The following is a 25,815-nucleotide window of genomic DNA, read 5'->3' as shown; positions in this document are numbered from 1 at the left end:
GGTCTCCGTGGGGGTGGGCCCGCCGGTGGGCGGGTGTCCGCTAGTAGGTGGTGGTCACGGCCTCGCCGCGGCGGCTGGCGTGCCAGGGCAGCAGGAGGTGTTCGGCCAGTTCGACCAGGACGAAGAGGATGACGCCGATCAGCGACATGACCAGCAGCCCGGCGAACAGCATGGGGGTGTCGAGGTTGCCGTTGGCCTGCAGGATCACGTACCCGAGGCCCTCGTTGGCGCCGACGAACTCGCCGACGACGGCGCCGGTGACGGCCAGCGTGACGGCCACCTTGAGCCCGGAGAACAGGTGCGGCAGCGAGGCCGGGAACCGGATCTTCGCGAACGTCTGCATCGGCCCGGCGCCCATCGTCGAGGACAGCTGGAGCATCTCCGGGTCCACCGCCTTCAGCCCGGTGACCATCGAGATGACCACGGGGAAGAACGCGATGAGCACGGCCACCACGATCTTGGGCGCGAGCCCGAAGCCGAGCCACACCACGAACAGCGGGGCGATCGCGATCTTGGGGATGACCTGCGCGAACAGCAGGATGGGGTAGAGGGTCTTCTCGACCGTGGTGGAGTACACCATGATCACCGCGGCGGCGATGCCGACGACGACCGCGATCGCGAAGCCGAGCAGCGTCTCGTACGTGGTGATCCACGTGTGGTGCCAGATGTAGGACGCCTTGTCGCCCATCACGCCCAGCGTCGTCCCGGGGGACGGCACGAGGTAGGGCTCCACCAGCCCGGCCGCGGTGACCCCCCACCAGGCGGCGAGGCAGGCGAACAGCAGGCCGACGGGGCGCCAGGTGCGTTCGAGCGCGTCCCGCACGCGCTCGCCCGCGCCGGGCGCGTCGCGGGCGGCCACCCCCTTCACGGGTGCGGCCGTTGACGCGGGCGTGGTCACCATGGGACCTCCGATGGCGGTCTCAGAAAGCGCTCTCTGAAAGCGCTTTCTCGGCTACTATGGCTATGACCGTAAGAACAGCGGACGATCCGGTCAAGAGGTCAGGCGCGGCAATATCGACCGGCGTACCGTCGCACACGGAAAACCCCCACCGGGAGGCGCCATGACCGAGCCGGAACGGCAGCACGTGACGCTCCAGGACGTCGCCCACCGGGCCGGCGTCTCGCTGGCCACCGCGTCGCGCGTGCTGAACGGGACCGCGCAGGTCAGAGCCGATCTACGGGAGAAGGTGCTGGCCGCCGCCGGCGTCCTCGCGTACACGCCCAACGCCCATGCGCAGGCGCTCGCCAGCTCGTCCAGCAAGGTCATCGGGGTGATCTGCCACGATGTCAGCGACCCCTACTTCGCCAGCGTCGCCCGCGGCGTGATGCGCGCCGCGTCCGACCGGGACCTGATGGTCATGCTGGCCAGCACGTTCCGCGACCCGGCCCGGGAGATCGAGTACATCGCGACGCTGCGCGCCCAGCGGGCCCGCGCCATCCTGCTGATCGGCTCCGGCTTCGAGGACCGCGACTGGGAGCGGTCGATGAGCGCCGAGCTGGAGCCGTACCAGCGGGCCGGCGGCCGGGTCGCCGTCGTCAGCCGGCACCGCAGCCTCAAGGTCGACACCGTCCTGCCGCAGAACCGCGAGGGCGCCGCCGCGCTCGCCGCGTCCCTGCTGGAGCTCGGGCACCGCGACTTCGCCGTCCTCACCGGCCCGCGCGAGCTGACCACGGTCGCCGACCGCTTCGGCGGCTTCGCCGCGGCCGTCGCCGAGGCCGGGCTGGAACTGCCGGACAGCCGCGTCGTCGAGGCCGCGTTCACCCGCGACGGCGGCTACGCGGCGGCCACCGAGCTGATCCGCCGCGGCGAGCTCCCCACCTGCGTGTTCGCCGTGACCGACGTGATGGCCATCGGCGCGCTCGCCGCGTTCCGCGACAACGGCGTGAGCGTCCCGGACGAGGTGTCGCTGGCGGGCTTCGACGACATACCGATCGTCCGCGACCTCACGCCGCCGCTCACGACCGTCGCGCTCCCGCTGGACCTGATGGGCGAGCGCGTCATGGAACTGGCCGTCCGCGACCCCGCGCGCCGCAGCCGCGTCGAGCGCATGCCCGGCGAGGTCGTCCTCCGCACCAGCACCGCGGCTCCCAGGGGGAAGCGTTGAACCTCGGCGATCTGAAGATCGAACGCGTCCAGACCTTCCCGGTCGCCCTCCCGACCCGCCGCTCGTTCGGCGTGGCCGGCGGAGCGGTCGCCGTCGCCGGCCGGCCCAGCATCCGGATCCTGGTCCGGGTGGACGCCGGCGGCGCCACCGGCTGGGGCGAGGCGACGCCCATCCCCGCCTGGACGTACGAGACCGCCGAGTCGATCGTCACCACGATCGACCGCTACCTGGCCCCCGCGATCCTCGGCCGCCCGGCCTGGGACCTGGACGGCATCGCCCGGATCTTCGACCGCACGATCAACCGCGGCTTCAGCATCGGCGCCCCGCTCGCCAAGTGCGCCGTCGACATGGCGCTGAACGACCTCCTGGGCCGCGCCGCGGGCGTCCCCTGCGGCGTGCTGTGGGGTGCGCGGCGTACCGACCGGATCGAACTCGCGTGGGTCGTCTCCGGCCAGTCGCCCGCCGAAGTGGGGGACAGCGTCGCCGAGGGGCGCGGCCTCGGGTACGGCGCGTTCAAGGTCAAGATCGGCCTGCACGACGAGGCGACCGACGCCGCCGTGGTCGAGGCCGTCCGCGCGCACGCCGGACCGGACGCCCCGCTGTGGGTGGACGCCAACCAGGGGTACACGGCGCACGCGGCCCTGCGCATGGCGCGCCGGCTGGGCCCGCTGGGCGTCACCGCGTTCGAGCAGCCGCTGCCCGCGAACGACGTCGCCGGGCTGCGCCGGCTGCGCGCGGACTGCCCCGTCCCGGTCGCGCTGGACGAGAGCCTGCGGCACCCGTCCGACCTGGCCACGTTCGTGAAGCTGGACGCGATCGACATCGCGATCGCCAAGGTGCAGCGCAGCGGCGGCCCGACCCTCTCGCGCCGGCTGTGCGCGCTGGCCGAGGACGCCGGAGTCCAGCTGATGGGCTCCGGCCTGACGGACTCCGACCTGGGTCTGGCCGCCTCGCTGCACCTGTTCGCCGCGTACGGCATCGACACGCCCGTCGACCTGAACGGCCGGCAGTTCGTGGAGTCCCCCTACGCCGCCTCGACCGTGCGGGTCGAGGGCGGCACGGCGCACGTCCCCGACGGCCCGGGGCTGGGCGTGGAGGTGGACGAGGCCACCGTGAGAAGGCTCACCGTCGATGTCCTGGGCGGCTGAGCGCGGCCTACTGCCCCGCGCTCTGTTCCTCGGCCGCGGACGGGGCCGGCTCGGCGGTGGTCGCCGGCTGCTCCTGGTCCGAGGTCTCCGCGCCCTGCGAGGGCCAGGAGACGAGCCGGGTACGACGGGGGTTCGCCAGAGAAGTGCTCACGGTTGCCGCCGTCCTCCTTCAACGATCGATTCGGGCTCCGGTGATCGACCGGAGAAGGAGATTTTCGGGATCACCGGCCCTCTAACGCAAAATGGTCTAGACCTGCCCCCGGCGGGTGGCGAGCCAGGCGTGCAGGAGCATGTGGAACTCCAGGCGCTGGGCGGGGTCGTAGATGTCGTCGCCGAAGAACGTCTCCAGCTGGCGGAGGCGGTAGCGGATGGTCTGGGCGTGGACCTGGAGGCGTACCGAGACCTGGGTGGCGTTGAAGCCGCACTCGAGCGAGGCCAGGAAGGTCTCGGCGAGGCGCTGCCGCTGCGACGGGCGCAGCTTCATCAGCGGTTCCAGCCGGCGGGCGGCGGCGCGGTCGAGGAGTTCGCGGTCCTGGGTCATCACCAGGAGCGGGATGTGCCGGTCGGCGTGGACGAGGCCGTCGTGGCCGATGACGGACGCGGTGGCGAGGGCGAGCGCCTGGCGGGCCCAGCGCAGCGACTTGGCCAGCTCGGTGATCTCGACGGTGGGGCCGAGGGCGCCGATCCAGTCGCGCAGCCCGGAGCGCAGCATCCGGTCGCGGCCGGGTCCGGCCGGATCGGGGACGATCAGGCACGGCTCGTCCAGGTGCAGGCCGGGGAGGATCTCGTCCGGCAGGGCGGGCGGGTGGACGTCGGGGCGCCGCTCGCCCAGCGCGAGCGCGGCGACGGTGCGGGGCAGCCGCCACTCGGCCAGCCGGGCGGGCTCGCGGAGGTCGGCGAGCCGCGGCGCCGGTTCGCCGATGAGCAGTTCGAGCAGCTCGCGGCGGCGGTTGCGGCGCTCGCCGATGGCGCGGGCCGACACCTCGGCGTGGCCTTCGGCGACCACGCCCACCAGCCGGTCGATGTAGCCGAGGACGGCCTGCGCGACCTCGGCGATGATGGCGGCGGTGACGCGGTGGGGGGTGCGCTCGGACGCCTCGGTGAGCCGGCGGACGGCGACGCCGGCGCCGGTGCGCAGGGCGCGCTGGAGGGACTCCAGGTCGCGGCCCTCGCGCGCCTCGCCGACCCCGACGCCCCGGAAGAACTCCACGATCTCGGCGGACGAGGTCTCCGGGTCGGCCATCAGGTCGACGAAGTGCCCGATCGCCCAGGCGACGCCCTGCTCCAGCACCTCGGAGTAGCGGGCGTCGTGCGGGCGGGCGTACTGCGGCACCTCGCGCTGGATCTCGGCCACCGCCTCCGCCGCGATCTTCGGGACGTGCTTGCGGAGCGCCCTGGCGAGCGTGGGCGTGGTGCCCTCGGGCATCCGGACGTCGAGCAGCCCGTCGGAAACCTCCACTCCTGCCTCCTCCTGTGACAGACCCCCCACGGTCACTTGTAACCCATCTCACACATTGGTGTCCGAGGTTGCAGTGGAATCGGCGGTTTCGGAATGACCTGAAAGGAGGTGTTTGTCCGTTCGGTGGGGGTAAAGGGCGCTTATGGCAGGGTCGGTCATGAGCGAGTCGACGGAGCAGAATCTCGTGGTCGCACGGTCCGTGGTGGACGCCGCGCAGCGGGAGATGTGGGAGAAGGCGCGGCAGCGGTTCCCCGCGCTCAGATTCGGCGCGCTCGCCGGGACGCTGGGGCTGCTCGCCACCGCCTCCACGTACCGGCTCAACCTCCTGCTGCTGGAGAAGAAGCTGCCGCCCGAGGCCGCCGCGCTGGTCGCGGCCGCCGCGTACTCCGGCGGCGCCGCCGGCGCCGCGATGCTCGCCGCCCGCCGCTGGCGCGGCCTGCCCGCACCGCTGCCGACCGAGACCGCGCGCCAGGTAGCCGAGATCATCGCCGACTCGACCTGAGCCCGGCGCGTCCCGGTTCGCCGCGGCCCGTTCCGACACCCGTTCCGCCACCCGTTCCGCCACTCCGGGTACGCGCCTGACTCACTCGCGTGATCGCGGGTAGGGACGCGTCCATGGAGAGTGCTGACGGCTCGGGGGCCGCGCGGCCCGCCCATGCCGAGATCACCTTGTTCGTGAACGGGAGCGAGCAGCGGATCACCGTCGAAACGCGGGCGTCGATCCTGGACGTGCTGCGCGAGCGACTCGGGCTGACCGGGTCCAAGAAGGGCTGCGACCACGGCCAGTGCGGCGCCTGCACGGTCCTGCTGGACGGGCGCCGCGCGAACGCCTGCCTGGCGCTGGCCGTCGCGCACGACGGCGCGGACGTCGTCACCGTGGAGGGGCTGGCGCCGGGCGGGCCGGACGAGCTCGCGCCGCTCCAGGAGGCGTTCGTCGAGTGCGACGCGTTCCAGTGCGGCTACTGCACGCCCGGGCAGCTGTGCTCGGCGGCCGGGATGCTCGGCGAGATCGCCGACGGCCGGCCCAGCGCGGTGACCGGCGACCTCGCCGGGCGGCCCGCGCTGACCGACGCCGAGATCCGCGAGCGCATGAGCGGCAACCTGTGCCGGTGCGGCGCGTACGCCAACATCGTCGCCGCGATCCGGCAGGCCGGGGCCCAGGAAGGGGTGCGGTCGTGAGGCCGTTCACGTACGAGCGGGCCGCCAGCGCCCAGGACGCGCTCGCGAGCCACACCGGGAACGCCTCCTACCTGGGCGGCGGCACCAACCTCGTGGACCTGATGCGGTTGGGCGTCGCCGAGCCCGAGCGGCTGGTGGACGTCACGCGCCTGCCGTACGACACCGTCGAGGAGGAGCCGGACGGCGGCCTCGCGATAGGCGCCGCCGTCAGGAACAGCGACCTCGCCGCGCACGACGCCGTGCGGAGGCGCTTCCCCATGCTCGCCCAGGCCGTCCTCGCGGGGGCGTCCGGGCAGATCCGAAACATGGCCACCGTCGGCGGCAACCTGCTGCAGCGCACCCGCTGCCCCTATTTCCAGGACGTCACCAAGCCCTGCAACAAGAGGAGTCCCGGCACGGGCTGCCCCGCCATCGAGGGCGACCACAGCAATCTGGCGATCCTCGGGCACTCGCACGACTGCGTGGCCACGCACCCGTCCGACATGGCGGTCGCGCTGGCGGCGCTGGACGCGCGCGTCCGGATCCGCAACGGCGAGGGCCAGCGCGTCGTACCGCTGGTGGGACGCGGCCCCGAGCCCCTCTACCGCCTGCCCGGCAACGAGCCGGACCGCGACACCACCCTGGAGCCGGGCGAGCTCATCACGGGCGTCGAGGTGAGCCCGCTCGACATGCCGTCCCGCTACCGGAAGGTCCGCGAACGGGCCTCGTTCGCGTTCGCGCTCGTCTCCGTCGCCGCCGCGCTGGACGTGGTCGACGGCACCGTCCAGGAGAGCCGCGTCGCGCTGGGCGGGGTCGCCCACCAGCCGTGGCGGGCCTGGCGCATGGAGGACCGGCTGCGCGGCGCCCCCGCGACCGAGGAGGCGTTCATCCGGGCCGCCGAGGCCGAGCTGGAGGCGGCCAAGCCGCTGCGCGACAACACCTACAAGGTCCGGCTGGCGCGCAACCTGATCGTGCGGACGCTGATGGAGATCACGGAGCTCGCCGGGGACCGGGGGGAGGGCCGATGACGGCGATGGAACGGGTGGAGGCCCGGGAGAAGATCACCGGGCGGGCCCGGTACGCGTTCGAGTACCCGGTGGCGAACGCCGCCTACCTGTGCGCCGTCCCCGCGACCATCGGGAAGGGCGAGATCAGGTCCGTGGACGCCGGGCCCGCGCTCGAACAGCCCGGCGTCCTGACCGTGCTGTCCTGCGAGAACGCGCCCGAGCTGCCGCCCGATACGGACGGCGAGCTGGCGCTGTTCCAGTCCCGCCGCGTCTCCTACCGGGGCCAGCTCGTGGCCGCGGTGGTCGCCGAGACCCTGGAGACCGCGCAGGAGGCGGCCCGCAAGGTCCGGGTCGAGTACGCCCCCGAGCCGCACGACGTGCGCATGCGCCGCGACCACCCGACCCTCTACAAGCCGGAGAAGGTCAACGCCGGCTTCCCGGCCGACACCGAGCAGGGCCGCCCGGACGACACGCTCGCCACCTGCGCGGTGCAGATCGACGCGACGTACCGGACGCCCGCGCAGCACAACAACCCGATGGAGCCGCACACGACGCTGGCGCTGTGGGAGGAGGACGACCGCCTGGTCGTGTACGACTCCAACCAGGGCGCCTCGTCCGTGAACGCGGCCCTCGCCGAGATCTTCGGGCTGGACCCGTCCCGGATCCGCGTGGTGGCGTCCCATGTGGGCGGCGGGTTCGGGTCCAAGGGGACGCCGCGTCCCAACGTCGTGCTCGCGGCGATGGCGGCGAAGGCCGCCGGGCGGCCGGTGAAGTACGCGGTGACGCGGCAGCAGATGTTCGCGATCACCGGCTACCGGTCGCCGACCGTCCAGCGGGTGCGGCTGGGCGCGGACGAGGACGGCCGGCTCAGCACGCTCATCCACGAGGTGCTCGTGCAGACCTCGACCGTCCGGGAGTTCGCCGAGCAGGCCGGGACGCCGGCCCGCACCATGTACCGGGCGCCCAACCTGCGGACCGCGCACCGGCTGAACACCCTGGACGTGCCGACGCCGTCGTGGATGCGGGCGCCGGGGGAGACGCCGGGGATGTTCGCGCTGGAGTGCGCGATGGACGAGCTGGCGTTCGCCGCCGGCGTCGACCCGATCGAGCTGCGCGTCCGCAACGAGCCGGACGCCGAGCCGGAGAGCGGGCTGCCGTTCAGCTCCCGCAACCTGATCGGGTGCCTGCGCGAGGGCGCCGCCCGGTTCGGCTGGGCGGAGCGCGACCCGGCGCCGCGCTCGATGGCGCGGCGCGGCCGCAAGCTGCGCGGTACGGGGGTGGCGTCCGCGACGTACCCGGCGAACCGGGCGCCGTGCCGGGCCACCGCGCGGCGCGAGCCGGACGGGCGCTGCACGGTGCGGATCGCCGCCACCGACATCGGCACCGGCGCCCGCACCGCGCTGACGATCATCGCGGCGGAGGCGCTGGGCGTGGAGCCGTCCCGGGTGACCGTGGAGATCGGCGACAGCGACCTGCCGCGGGCGTCGGTCGCGGGCGGCTCGACCGGCACCGCCAGCTGGGGCACGGCGGTCGTCCGCGCCTGCGAGGCCGTACGGGACGCGCCGCCCGGCACGGAGGTGTCGGCCGACACGACCGAGGAGATCAAGGCGCAGGAGAAGTACGCCCGGCACGCGTTCGGGGCGCACTTCGCCGAGGTGGAGGTGGACGCCGACACCGGCGAGGTCCGGGTGCCGCGGATGCTCGGGGTGTTCGCGGCCGGCCGGATCGTCAACCCGACGACCGCGCGGTCGCAGTTCCTCGGCGGCATGACGATGGGACTCGGGATGGCGCTGATGGAGCGGAGCGTGATGGACGAGGAGTTCGGCGACTACCTCAACCACGACCTCGCCCAGTACCACGTGCCCGCGTGCGCGGACGTGGCCGGCATGGACGCGGTCTGGATCGAGGAGGACGACCCGCACCTCAACCCGATCGGCGGCAAGGGCATCGGCGAGATCGGGATCGTCGGCGCGGCGGCGGCGATCGCCAACGCCGTCCACCACGCCACCGGCGTCCGGGTCCGCGAGCTGCCGATCACCCCGGCGGCGCTGCTGCCGTCACTCTGAGCCGTCCGAGGGCGGCCGGTCCCGTACCGACTCCACCAGCCGCGGAACGATCTCCTCGACCAGGTTCAGCAGCACCTCCTGAAGCAGGAGGTGCACCTGGGCGCGCGTCAGCCGGCCCTGCTTGAGCCACTCCCGCGAGGTGGCCTCCGCCATCCCGGAGTACGCGCGGAACGCCGACCGCACCTCCGCGTGCTCCCGCGACAGCGCGGTCAGCCCGACCACCTCGGTCATGTGCCCGACCGCGCGGTCCCTGGCCTCCTCCAGGATCGCGTCGAGCTCGGCGTCCCCGCCCGAGGAGTTCATGTCGAGCGCCGCGATCCAGGTCTCCCGGTTGCGGTCGAGCAGCTCCAGCCAGGCGTCGATGCTGTGCCCGACCCGTTCGCGGACGGTCGCGCCCGCCGCGCAGCGCGGCGCCGGGATCGGCGGCACGCTCATCATCTCCGTCACCGCCGCCAGGTACAGCTCGCGCTTGGTGCCGAAGTAGTGGTTCAGCAGCCCGCGGCTGACCCCGGCCGCGGCGGCGATCTCGGTGTTGGAGACCGTCCCGTACGGGCGGCTGCTGAACAGCGCCCGCGCGCAGGCGAGGATCTGGTCCCGGCGCTCGTCGGGTTCCTTGCGGACCCGGCGGGGCCGCGGGGCGGGGCTGCCGTCGCTCGTCCTGGGCACGTCACGTCCTTTCTGGAGGCGCCTCGTGCGGGCGCCGCCGACCCGGGGCGCGCGGCCCCGGGCCCGGACCGCTATGGTCGGCCCATCATGACCGACGACGATCTCCTGCTGCGCGGCCTGCTCGCGGACCCGGCCGGGGGAGACGCCGCCAACCCGCAGGTGGACCGGATCCTGGACGCGGCGCTGGAGCTCTTCGCCACCCGCGGGCTGCGCCGGACGACCATGGACGATGTCGCCCGCGCGTCCGGGCTCGGCCGCGCCACCATCTACCGGCGCTTCCCCGGCAAGAACGAGCTGGTCTCCGAGGTCCTGACGCGCGAGGCCCGGCGCTTCGCCGCCGAGGTCGACCGGGCCGTCGCCGGCTGCGCGACGCTGGAGGAGCGGCTGGTCGAGGGGTTCGTGGCCACGCTGCGGATCGGCCGCGAGGAGCGGCTCGTCCACCGGCTGCTGACGCTGGAGCCCGAGCTGCTCCCGCACGCGACCGAGCGGGCCGGCCCGCTGCTGGCCGCCGCCCGCCGGCACCTCGCCGGCCGGCTGCGGGCCGCGCGGCGGGACGGCGCCGCGCCCGCCTTCGACCCGGAGGCCGTCGCCGAGATCCTCGTCCGGCTCACGCACTCGCTGCTCCTGACTCCGGACGGGCGGATCCCGCTGGACGAGGCCGGCGCGCGCGCCTTCGCGCTGCGCTACCTGGCCCCGATGGTCGGCGGCTCAGCCGCCGGGTGACGCCGGGTTCCCCTTCGGGGCCTGCTGCTGCCTGCCCTTCGGGTCGGTCATGCTCTCGTTCACCGCGCCGATCGAGGTGACCTCGGTGATCCGCCACCGGCCGCCCTGCCGCGCCAGCCGCATGTCGAGGTACGAGCCGAGGACCCGGCGCGTCCCGGCGGTGCTGCGCACCTCCGAGTCCATCACCACGACGGCCTTCGCCGACGCCTCGTCGACGTCCTCCAGGTAGACGTCGCGCACGGTCGCGGTGGCGGTCGCCTTCAGCTTGGTGATGACGCCCTCCAACCCGCCGGTGAACGCGACGTCGTAGGTCTTGGCGAAGTCGTCCGAGGCGAGCGACAGCACCTTGGTCCGCGCCGCCTGGAGGTTGGTGTGGTCGTAGCTGAGGAGCGCCTGCCCGAACCGTCCGGCGCGGTCCCGTACCGCCGTCCGGTCGGCCTCCCGCCGCGCCGCGTCGTCGGCCGCCTTCCACTGGAGCCCGGCGGTGACCACGGACGCCGCGAGCACCAGCACCCCGGCCGCCTGGAGCAGCCGCGCCCTGGAACGGCCCGGCTCCTTCTCAGGCTTCTCGGGGATCTCGGCCTTCTCGGGCTTCTCAGGCTTCTCGGTGTTCTCTTCGACCTTGCCGGTGTTCTCTTCGACCTGGTCTTCGGTGTCGGTGCTCATGGGAACCTCCTGCGGAGCAGCGTGCGGACGAATCGGGCGGCGGCGGCGATGACGATCACGGCGCCGAGCGCGGGCGGCAGCAGCGGCAGCCACCGTGCCGGTCCGCCGCCGGGGGCGGCGTCGCCGGTGGCGCCGACCTGCCGTACGGGGGTGGGCACGGCCGTGGCGTCCTCGGCGGCGGGCCTCGGGGCCTGCGCCCGCTCCGCCTTGGCGGCCTTCTTCGCGCCCCCGGCCGTCTTCGGGGTGGACGGGCAGAGCGCGAGCGCCGGAGGCTTGGGCTTCGGCACGGGCGAGGTGTACTCGGCCGCCGCTGGCGCGGCGCCCGGGAGCGTGAGGACGGCCGTGACCCGCAGGTACTTGCCGGACGCGTCCGTGGCGGTGATGTCCGAGACGAGCGCCTGGAGGGTCGGGACCATCTCCAGCACGTGGTGGATCCTCTCCTGGTTCTGCCGGGTGAACAGCGGCGTGGACGGCGTGGCCGCCGCGGTGAGCAGGCAGCCGAGGCCGGGCCGGGCCTTGCCCAGCAGGTCGTTCGCCTCGCGCAGGGTGCCGGGCCCGTGCTCCAGGACCGTGTCCAGGTCCCGGCGGCTCTGCCGGAGCGCGGCGGTGAACGCCGCCAGGTCGTTCACGCCCGAGGCCAGCTGGTACCGGTGGTCGCTGAGGGTGGCGGTGAGCCGGGTCAGCTCGGCCGACAGCCCGTCCAGGACGTGCGCGTCCGCGGCGAGCGTGCCGGTGAGCCGGTGGGCGTCGGCGATCGTGTCGTTGATGGTCGTGCCGCGCCCCTCCAGGCCCCGGGCCAGCTCGTGGACGAGGGTGCGGGAGTCGCGCGGGTCGACGGCCTTGAGCGTGTCGCCGATCCCCGCGAACAGTTGCTGGTAGTCGGTCGTCCCGGCGGTCCGCCCCACCGGGATGTGGTCGCCGGCCTTGAGGACGGCGGTGCCGGGCTTCGCGGGCGGGGTCAGCTCGATGTACGGCTCGCCGATCGCCGACTTGCGCAGCACGCGGGCTCCCACGCCGGCCGGGACCTGTACCCCGCGGTCGAGGTCGAGGCCCACGTCCACGTGCCCGGTGCGCAGCTCGATCGCGCCGACCTTGCCGACCCGGACGCCCAGGTGGGTGACCTCCAGGTCCTCGTTGAGGCCGGGCGAGTCGGCGAACTCGGCGGTGACCCGGAACGGGCGGTCGAGCGCGTCGACGCTGATGATGCTCCGTACCGCCCAGATCGCGAGCACGACCCCGAGCAGGGCGAAGAAGGCGAGGTTGACGGCGATGCGGGGATGCTTCATGGGCGCGGTCCCATCAGCTCGTCCAGCGGCAGGCCCGGCCGCTCGGTCCGCCGCTCGGCCCGCGGTGCCGCCTCCGGCGCCGCGCCGGCGGACGGCAGGAAGCCCTTGATCCACAGGAAGAGCAGGCCCTGGCCGCTGTGGGAGACGGACGGGCCGTTCAGGAACTTCAGCACGGCCCCCGCGACGGCCTTGAGGTCCCGGCTCCCGCGCACGGCGGCGGCGAGCAGCTCGTCGGCGCGCGCCAGCAGGGTGCCGAGGCGGGCCGCGTGCCGCTCGTGGACGTTCGCGTTGACGGACCGGGCGAGCTTGAGGAGCTGCTGCACGGACCGCTTGAGCTGGGCGCGTTCGTTCCGGAGCCGTTCGGTGGCCAGCACCACGTTCCCGGGCAGCCGGCCGAACTCGCCGTGGCCCTTCTCCAGCGAGTCGCCGAGCCGGGCGAGTCCGTCCAGGGCGCGGACCAGGTCGGCGCTCGCGGCGGCGTAGGTGTCGGTGACGTCGGCGGCCCGCTTGACGAGCGTGTTCAGCTGCCGCCCCTTGCCGCCCACCGCGGTCGCCGTCTCGCCCGTGATCGTCTGGAGGTCCTGGCCGCCGAGCGCGGCCAGCAGCGGGCCGAGCTTGGCGCTGATCTCCTCCAGGTCCGGCTGGATGGACGTCTGCGCGATCGCGGCGCCGCTCGCCAGGAACGGGCCGGCGTCCGCGGCGCGCCCCCGCGGCAGGTCGAGGCGCACGTAGTTCTCGCCGAGCAGCGACGACTTGGCGATGGTCGCGGTCGTCCCGGCGGGCACCCGGCGGTCGCTCTTGAGCGCCATCGTGACCCGCGCCCGGTAGCCGCTGAGCCGGATCCCCGTCACCGTCCCGACCCGGATGTCGGAGATCTGCACGCTGTGCCCGGTGACCAGGCTCTGCACGTCGTCGAACGTCGCGGTCAGGACCATGTCGCCGCGCGGGGCGCCGAGCGTCTGGAGCGAGCAGCCGCCCGCTCCCACGGTCACGGCCAGTGCCAGCGCGCCCGCCGCGGCCGCCGGCCGCCGTCGTCTCATCGGGGGACCTCCCCGGTCTTCGGCGGCTTCGTGCAGTTGCCGACGGTGGGCTCTCCTTGCAGGCAGGGGATCGTGCCCCAGCCCATCGCGTCGAACAGCGGCTGCAGCCATGCCCGTACGGTGCCGTGGAAGACGAGCCGGATGGCCGCGACGTTGCGCTCCTTGTCCCAGGCCTGCACGGCCACGTCCGCGAACCGGCCGAGCGCCTCGATGGTCTGGTTCAGCGAGCCGGCGTTGGACTTGAGCGTCATGACGATGTTGGACAGGTCGGTGACGGCCGCAGGAAGCGTCTCCTGGTACTGCGTGACCAGCACCTCGCTCTTGCGGATGACGGCGGCGAGCCCGGCGACGAAGTCGCGCAGCCGGGTGCGCTCCTCGGCCAGCGTGCGGCTGGTGCTGGAGAACGACTCCAGCAGCGTGGTCAGCTTCTGGTCCCGCGCGTTGAGGTCGGCGGCGAGCGACCGCAGCCCCTCGGCCAGCGACACGATCCGCTCGTCCTGCGCGGCGAGGTCGCTGGTGAGCGTCGCGGTGCTCTGCAGGGCGCGGTTGACGTCGTCGCCGCGCCCGTTCAGCGCGTCCGCGCCGCGCCCGACGGCGCCGCCGAGCCGGTTCGCGTCGATCGAGCCGTTCAGGCGGGCGAACGCGGTCAGCGCGTCGTCGATCTCGACGGGCAGCTCGGTGCGCTCCTGCGGGACGACCGTCCCCGGCCCGGCCTTCGGCCGGCCGGGCGTCCAGGCCGGGTGCAGGGTCACGAAGCGTTCGCCGAGCGCGTTCGCGGACTCGATCGTGGCGCGCACGTCCCGCGGTACGGGGACGTCGCGGTCGATCTCCATCCGGACGCGGACCCGGTTGCGGTCGCTCTCGCTCTCGATGGACGTGATCGTTCCGGCGTCGGCGCCCAGCACCCTCACCCGCGACCGCTCGTACAGCGACGGCGTCTTGGCGAAGTAGACGGTGATCGGGTAGGTGTCGCCGGCGCCGGGCGCGCCGAGCACCGTGCAGCCGCCGGTGCCGGCGGCCAGCGCCAGCGAGGCGGCCGCCGCGGCGAGCCGTCTCATGGCCGTCCTCCTGTGGTCCGTGCCCCTGGGGCGCGTGCTTGCGGGGCGGCCTCGGCCAGCTGGGCGAGGTCGCGCGGGGAGAGCGGGCCGAGGCCGGTGGCGAGGACCTCCAGCCAGGGGCCGTACCCGCCGGTGCCGGACAGCCCGCTGAGCGTCGGCCCGGCCCAGGTGAGCAGGTCGTTGAGGTCGCCGGTGGTGGGCCGGAGGTCGCCGAGGGTGGCGCGCAGGTCGGCGATCACCTTGACCAGCCGGGCCTGGTGCCGGTCGATCAGCGTGGTCATGCTCCGCACCGTCCGGTCGCCGCTGCCCAGGAACGAGGCCAGCTCGTTCCGCCGGTACTGGAGTTCGGCCAGCATCGCCTCCACGTTGGTGAGCAGCTGCGAGAGCTGACGGTCCTTCGCGCGGGCGACCTTCAGGATGCGGTCGCCGCCGCCGAGCAGCCTCTTGATCTGCGGGTTGCTCTCGTTCACGGTCTCGGCCAGCTCGGTGAGGCTCGTCAGGGCGCTCGCCAGCCGGTGCCGGTCGTCCTCGCCCACCCCGTCCAGCTCCGTGACGATCTTGTTGATCGAGCGGGAGTCGAGCCTGGCCAGCGTCCTGGTCCCGGTGTTCAGGACGTCGTTGACGGTGGACGGGACCCGGGTGCGGTCCTTGGGGATGCGGCGCCGCGACTCCGGCAGCGAGGCCAGGTGCGGGGTGCCGACGGGGCCGGACAGCCGCAGGTAGCGGCCGCCGAGGACGTTCTCCACCTTGACCTCGGCGCGGGTGGCGGTGCCGAGGTCGACCTCCGCGTCCACCTTCCACTCGACCAGGACCTCGCCGCGCGCGTAGACGGGTTCGACGCGCGTCACCTCGCCGGCCCGGATGCCGGCCACCCGCACCTCGTCGCCGGAGCGCAGCCCGCCGGTCTCGGCGAACACCCCGGTCACCGTGTACCGGTCCTGGAGCAGCCCGCGGGTGCCGACGAGGTACACCCCGAGCACGAGCGCGATCAGCGTGCCGGCCGACACCAGCCCGACCGTCACCTTGTTCCGGTCCCGGAACGACCCGAGCGCCATCAGGAGCCTCCTCCGACGATCAGCCGTTCCAGCGCGCCCGACGAGGTGATCGCCTCGCTGGACTCGCGCGGTCCCGGCAGCCGGGTCGGGTACGGGCAGGGCGGCGCGGCGAGCGTGATGCACGGCATCGCGGACTCGATGAACCGCCCGTTGTCGACGGCGGCGAAGATGCGCCGGAGCTTGGGGGCGGCCGAGTCCATGACGTCCGCGACCGTCCCGGTGTTGCGGCGCACGCCCGCCGTGAACGTGGACAGCCGCGTGATCACCTGCGCGAGCTCCGCGCTGTTGCCCGCCAGCACCTTGTCCGACGTCCGCGCCATCGCCGCCAGCTGCACGATCGCCTGGTCGATCAGCCGCCGGTTGCCGGTGAACGCGCCGCTGAGCGTGACCAGGTCGTCGATCGCCTTCGCGATCTGCTTGTCGCGCCGGGCGATGACCTCGGTGATCGTCGCGTAGTCCGCGAGCATCTGCTTGAGAGTCCCGCGCCGGGCCGCGATCGTGGACGACAGCGTGTCCACCCCGACGAGCAGCCGGTCGATCTCGGCCGCGTTGCCGTCCAGGGCCTGCGCGAGCGAGCCGAGCACCGCGTTGACCTGCTTGGGGTTCACGCTCTGCGTCAGCGGGGCCAGCTGGTTGATCAGCGCGGCGGCGTCCACGACCGAACGGGTCCGGGTGATGTGCGCGCCGGGCCGCATCCTGGCGGGGCTCGTCCCGGGGATCAGGTAGACGACCCGGCTGCCCATCGCGTCCCGCCAGCGGATCGCGGCCTCGCTGTCGGCGGGGACCGTCACGGACGCGTTCACCGTCATCGTCACCCGGGCGCGGCCCTCGACGATCTTCAGGCCGTCCACCCGGCCCACCGGAGCGCCGGCGATCTTCACCTGGTCGCCCTCGGCCAGCCCGCTCGCGTCGTCGAACGTGGCCGACACCGTCCAGCCGCCGCCCGTGCCGACCCGCGCGATCTGCGCCCCGATGAACGCCGTCAGCACTCCGGTGACCAGCACGAACGTGCCCAGCTTGAGCGCCAGGCCGATCCGTGCGCGCCTCATCGGCCGCCTCCCCTGGTGGACGGTCCGCACAGGCCGACGAGCAGCTCGCACGGATCGGTGGGCAGGTACGCCTGCGAGCGCAGGTAGTTCTTGCCGCCCGGACCCGGCAGCGAGGTCAGCTCCCCGTACAGGGGGAGGAGGCGGTTGCCGGTGCGGACCGCGTCGCCGAGCAGGCCGAGCTGGGAGTAGATGACGGCGGCGGCCCGCTCGCCGGAGCGGAACGCCTCGCCGAGCTGCCCGCCGCGCTTGGTGAGGCCGTGCGCGACGAGGGCGGAGACGTCGGAGATCCCGTCGGCGAACGCGCCGAGCCGGCCGGTGCCGCCCGCCGCGGTCGTGGAGATCAGCGTGTTGGCGTCGCCGCCGATCGCGACCAGCTCGTCGCCGGAGCCCGCCAGGGCGGTGCTCAGGTCGGCGCCGTCGCGCAGGAACCGGCGGGCCTCCGCGCGCCGCTTGTGCGCGACGCCCACCAGCACGCCGGTCTGGTCGATGGTCGAGCGCAGCCGGGTGCCGTTCCCCGACAGGCCGTCGGCCAGCGTGCGGACGATCGTCGCGACCTCGGCGGGCTCGATCGCGCCGAGGCCGGCGTCGGCGTCGGCGAGCAGGTCCGACAGGTCGCGCGGGTCGGCGGTGCGGGCGATGCGCGCGCCCGAGGCCAGGAACGGGCCGTCCTTCTCGTGCGCGCCCGGCCGGAGGTTCACGAACTTGGGGCCGAACGCGGACGCGGGCTCGACGACCGCCGTGACCGTGTCCGGTACCCGGGTCCCGGGGTGGAGCCGCAGCGTCAGCCGGGCGCGTCCGGACCCGGCCAGCTCCGTCCCGGTGACCGTGCCGACGGTCACCCCGCGGATCTTGACCGGGGCGTCCTTGCCGAGGCCCTGCCCGGCCCGTCCGAACTCGGCGGTCAGGACCGTGCCGCCGTCCTGGAACGGCCGCGCGACGAGCCCGTACACGGCGAGCCCGGTCGCGGCGAGCGTGGCCACGGCGATCACCAGCCTGCGCCGCAGCGGGATCTCCTCATTGATCATCCGGTCAGCCTCACGGTCGCGCCGCCGCCCCAGAAGACGTACGACAGCAGCAGGTTCAGGGTGACGATCGTGATGATCGACAGCCGGATCGCCCGGCCCGCCGCCCGGCCCACCCCGGCGGGGCCGCCGGTGGCGTAGTAGCCGTAGAAGCAGTGGATGGTGATCACCGCGAACGAGAAGACCGCGACCTTGATCGAGCTGTAGACCAGGTCGATGGTCGGCAGGTAGAGCCGGAAGTAGTAGTCGTAGACGCCCGGCGCCAGGTCGAAGAACTCGGTGCTGATCAGCCGGGTGGCGAAGAAGCTGGCGAACAGCGCGATCAGGTACAGCGGGACGAGCGCGATCAGCGCCGCCGCGACCCGGGTGCAGACCAGGTAGGCGAACGAGGCGATGCCCATGACCTCCAGCGCGTCGATCTCCTCGGAGATCCGCATCGCGCCCAGCTCGGCGGTGAACGCCGAGCCGCACTGCGCCGCCAGCGCGACCGCCGCGATGACCGGGGTGATCTCGCGGACGTTGGCGAACGAGCCGACCAGCCCCATGAACGACTCGGCGCCGATCGAGCGCAGCCCGGTGTAGCCCTGAAGCCCCACCTCGGTGCCCACGAAGAACGCCATGGTGAAGATGACGAAGATCATCCCGCCGCCGACCACGGTGGCCCCCGCGCCGACGACGATGTCGCTGACGTGGCGGGCGACGGTCTTGGCGTACTTGCGGCGCCAGATTAGGTCGCGCGCCGAGTAGACGACCACGCGCTGCACGAACACCGGCCACTGCGCCAGGTCGCCGGCGCGCCGCGCGGCTCCGGCGGCGGCCGCCGCCGCGCGCGTGCCGGCGCGCGCCGCCGGGATCGGGCCGGCCATCAGATCTTCGGCGGGAACGCGACGAAGTACACCGTCGTGATCACGTAGTTGAGCGCGAACACCAGCATGAACGCGACCACGATCGCCCGGTTGACCGCCTGCCCGACGCCGACCGGGCTGCTCGCGCAGCTCATCCCCATATGGCAGGCGACGATCGCGGCGATCATCCCGAACAGCCAGGACTTCAGCAGCGTCACCAGCAGGTCGGAGGTCTGGAGCAGCGAGACCGCGCCGTCGAAGTACGCGCCGGGCGTGACGTCCTGGAGCAGCACGTTGAACACGAAGCCGCCCGCCGCGCCGGCCGCGATGACCAGCGACGCCAGCAGCGTCGAGACGAGGCTGGCCGCCCAGAGCCGGGGCGTGACCAGCCGGTGGACGGGGTTGACGGCCATTGTCTCCATGGCCGCGAGCTCGTCCCGGATCCGGCGGGCGCCCATGTCGGCGGTCATCGCCGAGCCGCCCGCCCCCGCGATGATCAGTGCGGCGGCGATCGGCGCGACCTCGCGGACCAGGCCCACCACCACCGCGCCGCCGGTCGCCGACTGCGCGCCGAGCTGCGCGGCCAGCTGGCCGACCTGCAGCGCCACGGTCGCGCCCAGCGGCAGCGACACCAGGATCACCGGCAGGCTCGTCACCCGGGCCAGGAACCAGGACTGCTCGGCGAACTCCCAGAACCACGTCCGCACGTCCCAGGTGCGGCGCAGCCCCTCCAGCGCGACCACGAACATCTCGCCGACCTCGGCGAGCAGCGCGTGCACCCGGACGGGGACACCCAGCGCGACCACGGCATCACCCCCTTCACAGGGGCCACACCCTAGAACCTTGTTGGCGCTCTGCCAAGAGCTTGTTGGCAACTTGCCAGTAAGTCGCGGAGAGCCTATTGGCAGAGCGCTAATAAGTCACTAGGGTGCTCTCACCCGCCGTGGAGCGGGACGCGTTCCCGACCGGGTCCTGGGAACCCCCGTTCGGGGACGAGGGTGGTGGGCGGCCTCGCCGACCGGCGATAGGCGGGGCCGCCTGCCGCCCCATGGCGCCCGCACGCGCCGGCCAGAGCCTCCGGTCAGAGCTTCTGGGTGGAGTACGGGTCGTGCTCGGTCAGCAGCTTGTCGAGCCGCGCCTTGTCGGCGCGGTTGGTGATGGCCTGCGACTCCTGCTTGTCGCGGACGCACTTCGCGAGGGTGAACGTCGAGGTGATGACGTACAGCAGGCCGAGGGCGAGGAAGGCGCGCACCCAGGTCTGGACCGGCAGGTAGATGATGCCGATGCAGACGGCGACGCTGGAGACGGCGAACGAGATGATCGCCTGGACGAAGAACGCGGTCGTACTGGCCGATTGCGGCGCTTGTGTCGTCATGAAGCGAGTGTCCGGAGTGCCCGGAGTGATCGCCTGAGTACGGATGCTCAACCCGCGCTGGGTACTTGTGCCGGGCTGCTAAAAGCGGGCCGGCGGCTTGTTGGTTTCGGTCTTACGGCGGCCCGGGGCGTTCGGTGGGATGCGTTCGGGGTGCAGCCGGACGAGAGGACGCCGAGATGACCGTCATGCCCGACCTGGCCGACGCCGCCGCGGTGCAGCGGTTCCTCGAAACGATCAGCGGGCCGGAGGAGCTGCGCGACCTCCTCGACGGCGCGGACGCGGGCGCGGACGACGCCGCGATCGAGGAGTTCGTGGAGGGTGCCGGCGCGACGGCGGTGCTCGACCGGCTGTTCACGATCATGGGGGAGCGGTTCGTCCCCGAGCGGGCCCCGGGCGCCGCCGGCGTCGTGCAGTGGAACGTGCGGACGCCCTCGGGCGTGTACACGTACCACGTCGAGATCAGGGACGGCGCGGCCCGAGGGAGGCGCGGCGCCTACAGCGGCGCGAACGTCTCGCTGAAGATCTCGGTCGCCGACCTGCTGCGGGTGTGCGCGGGGCGGCTGAACGCGGTCACCGCGTTCACCGGCGGGAAGATCGGGCTGACCGGCGACATGATGTTCGGCGCCAGGCTGTCGGGCTGGTTCGAGTACTGAGGGGCGGTCCGTCCCTAAAGGCCGGTCAAGTCCGTTCAAGCGCGCCGGCCCGCGGGTTTGAGGCCCGTGCCCCGGGTAGTGGCCGCTCGTGGGTGTGCGGACCTGGATCGAAGGATGGCCGGTCTACCGGCAGCTGACGGGGGACGACAGGCTCGGGCGCGGTGCCGCCGCCGAGTCGGCGCGCACGGCCGGGCTGAAGTCCCGGATCGCGACCGCCGACCGGGTGGTGCGGTCGGTGTGCCCGTACTGCGCGGTCGGGTGCGGCCAGAAGGTGTACGTCAAGGACGAGCGCGTCGTCCAGATCGAGGGCGATCCGGACTCGCCCGTCAGCCGCGGCCGGCTGTGCCCCAAGGGCTCGGCGACGCTCCAGCTGACCACGGGCCCGGCGCGCGAGCACGCGGTGCTGTACCGGCGGCCGTACGGGACGGAATGGGAGACCCTCGATCTCGACACGGCCATGGAGATGGTCGCCGACCGGGTGCTGAGGACCCGGGCGGACACCTGGGAGTGGGACGCGGGCGGCGCCCGCGTGCGCCGGACGCTCGGCATCGCCTCGCTCGGCGGCGCGACGCTGGACAACGAGGAGAACTACCTCATCAAGAAGCTCCACACGGCGCTCGGCGTGGTGCAGGTGGAGAACCAGGCGCGCGTCTGCCACAGCGCGACCGTGGCCGGGCTGGGGACCTCGTTCGGGCGCGGCGGCGCGACGACGTTCATGCAGGACCTGCAGAACTCCGACTGCATCGTCATCCAGGGCTCCAACTTTGCCGAGGCGCATCCGGTCGGGTTCCAGTGGGTGATGGAGGCCAAGGCGCGGGGCGCCACCGTGATCCACGTGGATCCGCGGTTCACCCGGACGAGCGCCGTCAGCGACGTGTACGTGCCGATCCGGGCCGGGTCGGACATCGCGTTCCTCGGCGGGATCGTCAACCACGTGCTCAGCACCGGCTCGTACTTCCGGGACTACGTGCTCGCCTACACCAACGCCTCGACCATCCTGCGGGACGAGTTCCGCGACACCGAGGACCTGGACGGCGTCTTCTCCGGGATGAACGCGGAGACCCGCCACTACGACCTCGACTCCTGGCGGTACGAGGGGCTCGACGTGGTCGCCGCGTCGGGCCGCCGGGACCTGGACTACGAGCGCCGCGTCCGGGCGGAGGCGGCCGTCCAGGAGTCCGGCCGGAGCGAGAGCCACGGGTCCGGCGGCGCCCCGCTCGGCAAGGGGAGGCCGCGGGTGGACGAGACGCTCCAGGATCCGCGCTGCGTGTTCCAGGTCCTCAAGCGGCACTACTCGCGGTACACGCCGGAGATGGTGGAGAAGGTCTGCGGGGTGCCGCCGGAGCTGTTCGCCAAGGTCTGCGACGCGCTGGTGCGCAACTCCGGGCCCGACCGCACGAGCGCGTTCGCCTACGCCGTCGGCTGGACGCAGCACACGGTCGGCTCCCAGTACATCCGCACGGCCTGCATCCTGCAGCTGCTGCTCGGGAACATCGGCCGGCCGGGCGGCGGGATCCAGGCGTTGCGGGGGCACGCCTCGATCCAGGGGTCGAGCGACATCCCGACGCTGTTCGACCTGCTGCCCGGCTACATCCCCATGCCGCACGCCCACCGGCGGGAGACGCTGGACGACTTCGTCCTCGCCGACGCCGCGCGCAAGGGCTACTGGGGCAACATGCGCGCCTACGTCGTCAGCCTCCTGAAGGCGTGGTGGGGCGACAAGGCGACCGCCGAGAACGACTTCTGCTTCGACTACCTGCCGCGCCTGACCGGGAGCCACAGCACGTACGAGACCGCGATGGCCCAGATGGACGGCAAGTGCAAGGGCTACTTCCTCATGGGGGAGAACCCGGCGGTCGGCTCGGCCAACGCCAAGGTGCAGCGGCTCGGGATGGCGAACCTGGACTGGCTCGTCGTCCGCGACTTCTCCCTCATCGAGAGCGCCACCTGGTGGAAGGACGGCCCGGAGATCGAGACCGGGGAGCTGGCGACCGGCGAGATCGGGACCGAGGTGTTCTTCTTCCCGGCGGCGTCGCACACCGAGAAGGACGGCAGCTTCACCAACACCAACCGCACCATCCAGTACCACCACAAGGCCGTCGAGCCGGCCGGCGACGCGCGCAGCGACCTGTGGTTCATGTACCACCTGGGCCGCATCATCCGCCGTAAGCTCGCCGGGTCGACCGACGAGCGCGACCGGCCCGTACTGGACCTGACCTGGGACTACCCGGTCGAGGGGCCGCACGGCGAGCCGTCCGCGGCGGCCGTCCTCGCCGAGATCAACGGGTTCGGCCCGGACGGGGCGCACCTGTCGTCGTACGAGCAGCTCAAGGACGACGGCTCCACCTCCTGCGGATGCTGGATCTACTGCGGCGTGTACGCCGACGGCGTGAACCAGGCCGCGCGCCGCAAGCCGGGCTCCGAGCAGGACTGGATCGCGGCGGAGTGGGCGTGGGCGTGGCCCGCCAACCGGCGCATCCTCTACAACCGGGCGTCCGCCGATCCGGGCGGGCGGCCCTGGAGCGACCGCAAGGCGCTGGTGTGGTGGGACGAGGAGCGGCGGCGCTGGACGGGGCACGACGATCCCGACTGCCAGCACGGCAAGGAGCCGTCCTTCCGGCCCGAGCCCGGCGCGACCGGCCCGGACGCGCTCGCCGGCGACGACCCGTTCATCCTCCAGGCGGACGGCAAGGGCTGGCTGTTCGCCCCCGCCGGGCTGCTGGACGGCCCGCTGCCCACGCACTACGAGCCGCAGGACTCGCCGTTCGACAACCCGCTGTACGGGCAGCAGCGCAACCCCGTACGGGAGGTCTTCTCTCGCGAGCACAACCGGCTGCATCCCAGCGGATCGGAGCCGGGCGCGGACGTCTTCCCGTACGTCGTGACCACGTACCGGCTCACCGAGCACTTCACGGCGGGCGGCATGAGCCGCTGGTCGCCGTACCTGAGCGAGCTCCAGCCGGAGTTCTTCTGCGAGGTCTCGCCCGAGCTCGCCGCCGAGCGGGACCTCGTCCACGGCGGCTGGGCGACCGTCGTGACCGCGCGGAACGCGATCGAGGCGCGGGTGCTGGTGACCGACCGCATGGCGCCGCTGAGGGTGCAGGGCCGCACGGTCCACCAGATCGGGCTGCCGTACCACTGGGGGCCCAACGGCTACAGCACGGGCGACGCGGCCAACGAGCTGGCGAGCATCTCGCTCGATCCCAACGTGCACATCCAGGAGGTGAAGGCGCTGTCCGCCGACATCAGGGCGGGCCGCCGCCCGCGCGGTCCCGCGCTTCCCCAGCTCGTCCAGGACTACCAGCGCAGGGCGGGGATCACCGCCGACACGGGCATGGGGGTCTGAACGATGGGGCGCTTCTCCGGCCCGCTGGCCGACGTCGCGGGCGACGCGGGGCACCGCGGCCACCCGTCCCGCATGGGGTTCTTCACCGACACCTCCGTCTGCATCGGCTGCAAGGCGTGCGAGGTCGCGTGCAAGGAGTGGAACGCCGTCCCGGAGGACGGCCTGAACTTCACCGGGATGTCGTACGACAACACCCAGGGGCTCGGCGCCGACACGTGGCGGCACGTCGCGTTCATCGAGCAGCGCAAGCCGCTGGGCTTCCAGGACCCCGGCGTCGAGCACGGCGACTACGCGGACGTGGACCTGCTCGGCCTGACCGCCGAGGCCGCCGCGCGGGGCGAGACGGCCGACGGCGAGGACCGCGGCGAGTTCCGCTGGCTGATGGCCTCGGACGTGTGCAAGCACTGCACGCACGCCGCCTGCCTGGACGTGTGCCCGACCGGCTCGCTGTTCCGTACCGAGTACGGCACGGTCGTGGTGCAGGAGGACATCTGCAACGGCTGCGGCTACTGCGTGCCCGCCTGCCCGTACGGCGTCATCGACCAGCGCAAGGACGACGGCCGCGTCTGGAAGTGCACCCTCTGCTACGACCGGATCTCGGAGGGGATGGAGCCCGCGTGCGCGAAGGCGTGCCCGACCGACTCCATCCAGTACGGCCCGCTGGACGAGCTGCGCGAGCGCGCCGCCGCGCGCGTCGAGCAGCTCCACGACGCCGGGGTCGAGGACGCCCGCCTGTACGGGCACGACCCGGACGACGGCGTCGGCGGCGACGGCGCGTTCTTCCTCCTCCTGGACGAGCCTGAGGTGTACGGCCTGCCGCCCGACCCGGTCGTCACCACCCGCGACCTCGGCTCCATGTGGCGGCACGCGGGCGCGGCGGCCGTGACCCTCCTGGGAAGCGTCGCCGTCGCGTTTGCCGCCGCGACGTGCGCGCCTGGGAAGGGGAAGCGGTGAGCGAGGCGAAGGTCACCCAGGACGGGGTCCGGAACCAGCGGCCGGGACGCGAAGCCGTTCCCGGAGCGAAGGGCGGCCGCGAACGGCCGCGCCTGCGCCGCCGCAGGGGCGAGCAGGTCGTCGTGCCGGAGGTGGAGTTCGGCTCGTACTACGGCCGCCCCATCATCAAGGCGCCGACCTGGAAGGCCCGCGACATCGCCGGCTACCTGTTCCTGGGCGGGCTGGCCGGCGGCTCGTCGGCGCTGGCCGCCGGCGCCGAGTTCACCGGCCGGCCCGCGCTGGCCCGCACCGGCAAGATCGGCGGGCTGGCCGCGATCTCGCTGTCCACCGCCCTGCTGATCCACGATCTCGGGCGCCCGGCGCGGTTCCTGAACATGCTGCGGGTCTTCAAGCCGTCCTCGCCGATGAGCATGGGGTCCTGGATCCTCATGACGTACGGCCCGGCCGCCGGGATCGCGGCCGTCACCGACGCGACCGGCCTCTTCCGCCGGGCGGGCCGCGCCGCGACCGGCTGGACGGCCCTGTCGGGCGCGGCGGTCGCCTCGTACACCGCGGTGCTGATCTCCGACACGGCCGTTCCGGCGTGGCACGAGGCCCATCGGGAGATGCCGTTCGTGTTCGTCGGCTCGGGCGCGGCGGCCGCGTCCGGTCTGGGGCTGCTCGCGGCGCCCGTGCAGGAGACCGCCCCGGCGCGGATCGCCGCCGTGTTCGGGGCCGTGCTGGAGCAGGCGGCCGTACGGCGCATGCGCCGCCGCCTGGGGCCGCTGGCCGAGCCGTACCGCCGCGGCAGGGGCGGCCGCCTCCTGCGGCGTCCGGTCTCCTGACGGTGGCGGGCGCCGCCGGTGCCGCGACCGTGGCGGGCCGCTCCCGCCGCGCCGCCGCGCTCTGCGGGGCCGCGCTGCTGGCCGGGTCGGCGTGCACCCGCTTCGGCGTCTTCGAGGCCGGCCGCGCCAGCGCCGCCGACCCGCACTACACGGTCCTGGCGCAGCGCGGCGGGTCCGGGACGGTCGAGCACGGGGAGCGAGAGGGGCGTGAGGGGCGTGAGGGGCGGAGAGAGCGTTGACTCGTTCATTGACAGGCCGGTCCTGACCGGCCTACGTTGAGCGCGCTCACTAAGCGGACGCTTAACGGAGG

At 73.3% G+C, this 25,815-nt stretch carries 24 protein-coding genes and 1 pseudogene; 11 read left to right on the top strand and 14 right to left on the bottom strand.

The features are described 5' to 3' along the window. Positions 1-40: 40 nt before the first annotated feature. Positions 41-901 (bottom strand): ABC transporter permease, encoded by an 861-nt coding sequence (locus AB0881_RS17390; protein WP_366617922.1) that lies wholly within the window; start codon positions 899-901, stop codon positions 41-43. Between the two features lie 160 nt (positions 902-1,061). On the opposite strand from AB0881_RS17390, the gene AB0881_RS17385 reads away from it, so the two are divergent. Both AB0881_RS17385 and AB0881_RS17380 read left to right on the top strand, forming a co-directional pair. After that, positions 1,062-2,105: a LacI family DNA-binding transcriptional regulator gene (locus AB0881_RS17385; protein WP_366617921.1), complete on the top strand. Its 1,044-nt coding sequence runs from the start codon at positions 1,062-1,064 to the stop codon at positions 2,103-2,105. Further along, entirely contained in the window at positions 2,102-3,253 is a 1,152-nt protein-coding gene (locus AB0881_RS17380; protein WP_366617920.1) for an enolase C-terminal domain-like protein, read from the top strand. Before AB0881_RS17385 ends, AB0881_RS17380 begins: the two co-directional genes overlap by 4 nt. Positions 3,254-3,260: 7 nt before the next feature. On the opposite strand, the gene AB0881_RS17375 is transcribed toward AB0881_RS17380, so the two are convergent. Next, positions 3,261-3,404, bottom strand: coding sequence for a hypothetical protein (locus AB0881_RS17375; protein WP_366617919.1), 144 nt, complete (start codon positions 3,402-3,404; stop codon positions 3,261-3,263). Between the two features lie 96 nt (positions 3,405-3,500). Beyond that, positions 3,501-4,712 carry a helix-turn-helix domain-containing protein gene (locus AB0881_RS17370; RefSeq protein WP_366617918.1) on the bottom strand — a complete coding sequence of 404 codons (1,212 nt, stop codon included), beginning with the start codon at positions 4,710-4,712 and terminating at the stop codon, positions 3,501-3,503. A 157-nt stretch (positions 4,713-4,869) separates the two neighbouring features. Between AB0881_RS17370 and AB0881_RS17365 the strand changes: the two genes are divergently transcribed. The 4 genes from AB0881_RS17365 (at position 4,870) to AB0881_RS17350 (ending at position 8,943) form a co-directional block, all read left to right on the top strand. Then, positions 4,870-5,214, top strand: coding sequence for a phage holin family protein (locus AB0881_RS17365; RefSeq protein WP_366617917.1), 345 nt, complete (start codon positions 4,870-4,872; stop codon positions 5,212-5,214). A gap of 113 nt (positions 5,215-5,327) precedes the next feature. After that, positions 5,328-5,891, top strand: a complete 564-nt coding sequence (locus tag AB0881_RS17360) for a 2Fe-2S iron-sulfur cluster-binding protein (protein ID WP_366617916.1) — start codon at positions 5,328-5,330, stop codon at positions 5,889-5,891. Further along, on the top strand, positions 5,888-6,898 hold the full coding sequence (locus AB0881_RS17355; protein WP_366617915.1) for a xanthine dehydrogenase family protein subunit M: 1,011 nt from the start codon (positions 5,888-5,890) through the stop codon (positions 6,896-6,898). Before AB0881_RS17360 ends, AB0881_RS17355 begins: the two co-directional genes overlap by 4 nt. Next, complete coding sequence (locus tag AB0881_RS17350) at positions 6,895-8,943, top strand: xanthine dehydrogenase family protein molybdopterin-binding subunit (RefSeq protein WP_366617914.1); 2,049 nt, start codon at positions 6,895-6,897, stop codon at positions 8,941-8,943. The genes AB0881_RS17355 and AB0881_RS17350 overlap by 4 nt, the downstream gene beginning before the upstream one ends. Here AB0881_RS17350 and AB0881_RS17345 read toward each other — a convergent pair. Then, on the bottom strand, positions 8,935-9,609 hold the full coding sequence (locus tag AB0881_RS17345; RefSeq protein ID WP_366617913.1) for a TetR/AcrR family transcriptional regulator: 675 nt from the start codon (positions 9,607-9,609) through the stop codon (positions 8,935-8,937). The two genes, AB0881_RS17350 and AB0881_RS17345, sit on opposite strands and share 9 nt — an antisense overlap. 87 nt (positions 9,610-9,696) lie before the next feature. Between AB0881_RS17345 and AB0881_RS17340 the strand changes: the two genes are divergently transcribed. Further along, the gene (locus AB0881_RS17340) at positions 9,697-10,332 is read left to right on the top strand and encodes a helix-turn-helix domain-containing protein (RefSeq protein ID WP_366617912.1); all 636 of its coding nucleotides are present in this window, start codon (positions 9,697-9,699) and stop codon (positions 10,330-10,332) included. Here AB0881_RS17340 and AB0881_RS17335 read toward each other — a convergent pair. From AB0881_RS17335 to AB0881_RS17290, 10 genes are all read right to left on the bottom strand, one after another. Then, the gene (locus AB0881_RS17335) at positions 10,318-10,998 is read right to left on the bottom strand and encodes a hypothetical protein (protein ID WP_366617911.1); all 681 of its coding nucleotides are present in this window, start codon (positions 10,996-10,998) and stop codon (positions 10,318-10,320) included. The genes AB0881_RS17340 and AB0881_RS17335 overlap by 15 nt on opposite strands. Further along, positions 10,995-12,284, bottom strand: coding sequence for an MCE family protein (locus AB0881_RS17330; protein WP_366617910.1), 1,290 nt, complete (start codon positions 12,282-12,284; stop codon positions 10,995-10,997). Before AB0881_RS17330 ends, AB0881_RS17335 begins: the two co-directional genes overlap by 4 nt. Further along, entirely contained in the window at positions 12,281-13,324 is a 1,044-nt protein-coding gene (locus AB0881_RS17325) for an MCE family protein (protein WP_366617909.1), read from the bottom strand. The genes AB0881_RS17330 and AB0881_RS17325 overlap by 4 nt, the downstream gene beginning before the upstream one ends. Further along, entirely contained in the window at positions 13,321-14,382 is a 1,062-nt protein-coding gene (locus tag AB0881_RS17320) for an MCE family protein (protein ID WP_366617908.1), read from the bottom strand. The genes AB0881_RS17325 and AB0881_RS17320 overlap by 4 nt, the downstream gene beginning before the upstream one ends. Further along, a complete protein-coding gene (locus AB0881_RS17315; protein ID WP_366617907.1) occupies positions 14,379-15,437 on the bottom strand; it encodes an MlaD family protein in 1,059 nt (352 codons plus the stop codon). Before AB0881_RS17315 ends, AB0881_RS17320 begins: the two co-directional genes overlap by 4 nt. Next, complete coding sequence (locus AB0881_RS17310; RefSeq protein WP_366617906.1) at positions 15,437-16,486, bottom strand: MCE family protein; 1,050 nt, start codon at positions 16,484-16,486, stop codon at positions 15,437-15,439. Before AB0881_RS17310 ends, AB0881_RS17315 begins: the two co-directional genes overlap by 1 nt. Further along, the gene (locus AB0881_RS17305) at positions 16,483-17,511 is read right to left on the bottom strand and encodes an MlaD family protein (RefSeq protein WP_366617905.1); all 1,029 of its coding nucleotides are present in this window, start codon (positions 17,509-17,511) and stop codon (positions 16,483-16,485) included. The genes AB0881_RS17310 and AB0881_RS17305 overlap by 4 nt, the downstream gene beginning before the upstream one ends. Beyond that, entirely contained in the window at positions 17,508-18,374 is an 867-nt protein-coding gene (locus AB0881_RS17300; protein ID WP_366617904.1) for an ABC transporter permease, read from the bottom strand. The genes AB0881_RS17305 and AB0881_RS17300 overlap by 4 nt, the downstream gene beginning before the upstream one ends. Then, a complete protein-coding gene (locus AB0881_RS17295) occupies positions 18,374-19,159 on the bottom strand; it encodes an ABC transporter permease (protein WP_366617903.1) in 786 nt (261 codons plus the stop codon). Before AB0881_RS17295 ends, AB0881_RS17300 begins: the two co-directional genes overlap by 1 nt. Positions 19,160-19,434: 275 nt before the next feature. Further along, complete coding sequence (locus tag AB0881_RS17290; RefSeq protein WP_366617902.1) at positions 19,435-19,728, bottom strand: YiaA/YiaB family inner membrane protein; 294 nt, start codon at positions 19,726-19,728, stop codon at positions 19,435-19,437. Between the two features lie 176 nt (positions 19,729-19,904). Here AB0881_RS17290 and AB0881_RS17285 point away from each other — a divergent pair, with 176 nt between their 5' ends. The 4 genes and pseudogenes from AB0881_RS17285 (at position 19,905) to nrfD (ending at position 25,744) form a co-directional block, all read left to right on the top strand. Continuing rightward, entirely contained in the window at positions 19,905-20,381 is a 477-nt protein-coding gene (locus tag AB0881_RS17285) for an SCP2 sterol-binding domain-containing protein (RefSeq protein WP_366617901.1), read from the top strand. A gap of 88 nt (positions 20,382-20,469) precedes the next feature. Beyond that, a complete protein-coding gene (gene fdh / locus AB0881_RS17280; protein WP_366617900.1) occupies positions 20,470-23,727 on the top strand; it encodes a formate dehydrogenase in 3,258 nt (1,085 codons plus the stop codon). Between the two features lie 72 nt (positions 23,728-23,799). Next, the gene (locus tag AB0881_RS17275; protein ID WP_366617930.1) at positions 23,800-24,681 is read left to right on the top strand and encodes a 4Fe-4S dicluster domain-containing protein; all 882 of its coding nucleotides are present in this window, start codon (positions 23,800-23,802) and stop codon (positions 24,679-24,681) included. Beyond that, positions 24,678-25,744, top strand: a pseudogene (nrfD, locus tag AB0881_RS17270) (NrfD/PsrC family molybdoenzyme membrane anchor subunit). Before AB0881_RS17275 ends, nrfD begins: the two are co-directional and overlap by 4 nt. Positions 25,745-25,815: the final 71 nt, after the last annotated feature.

It is taken from the genome of Spirillospora sp. NPDC029432, from assembly GCF_040703975.1.
Taxonomy (GTDB): Bacteria; Actinomycetota; Actinomycetes; order Streptosporangiales; family Streptosporangiaceae; genus Spirillospora.
This window is presented reverse-complemented; position numbering and strand designations above follow the sequence as displayed.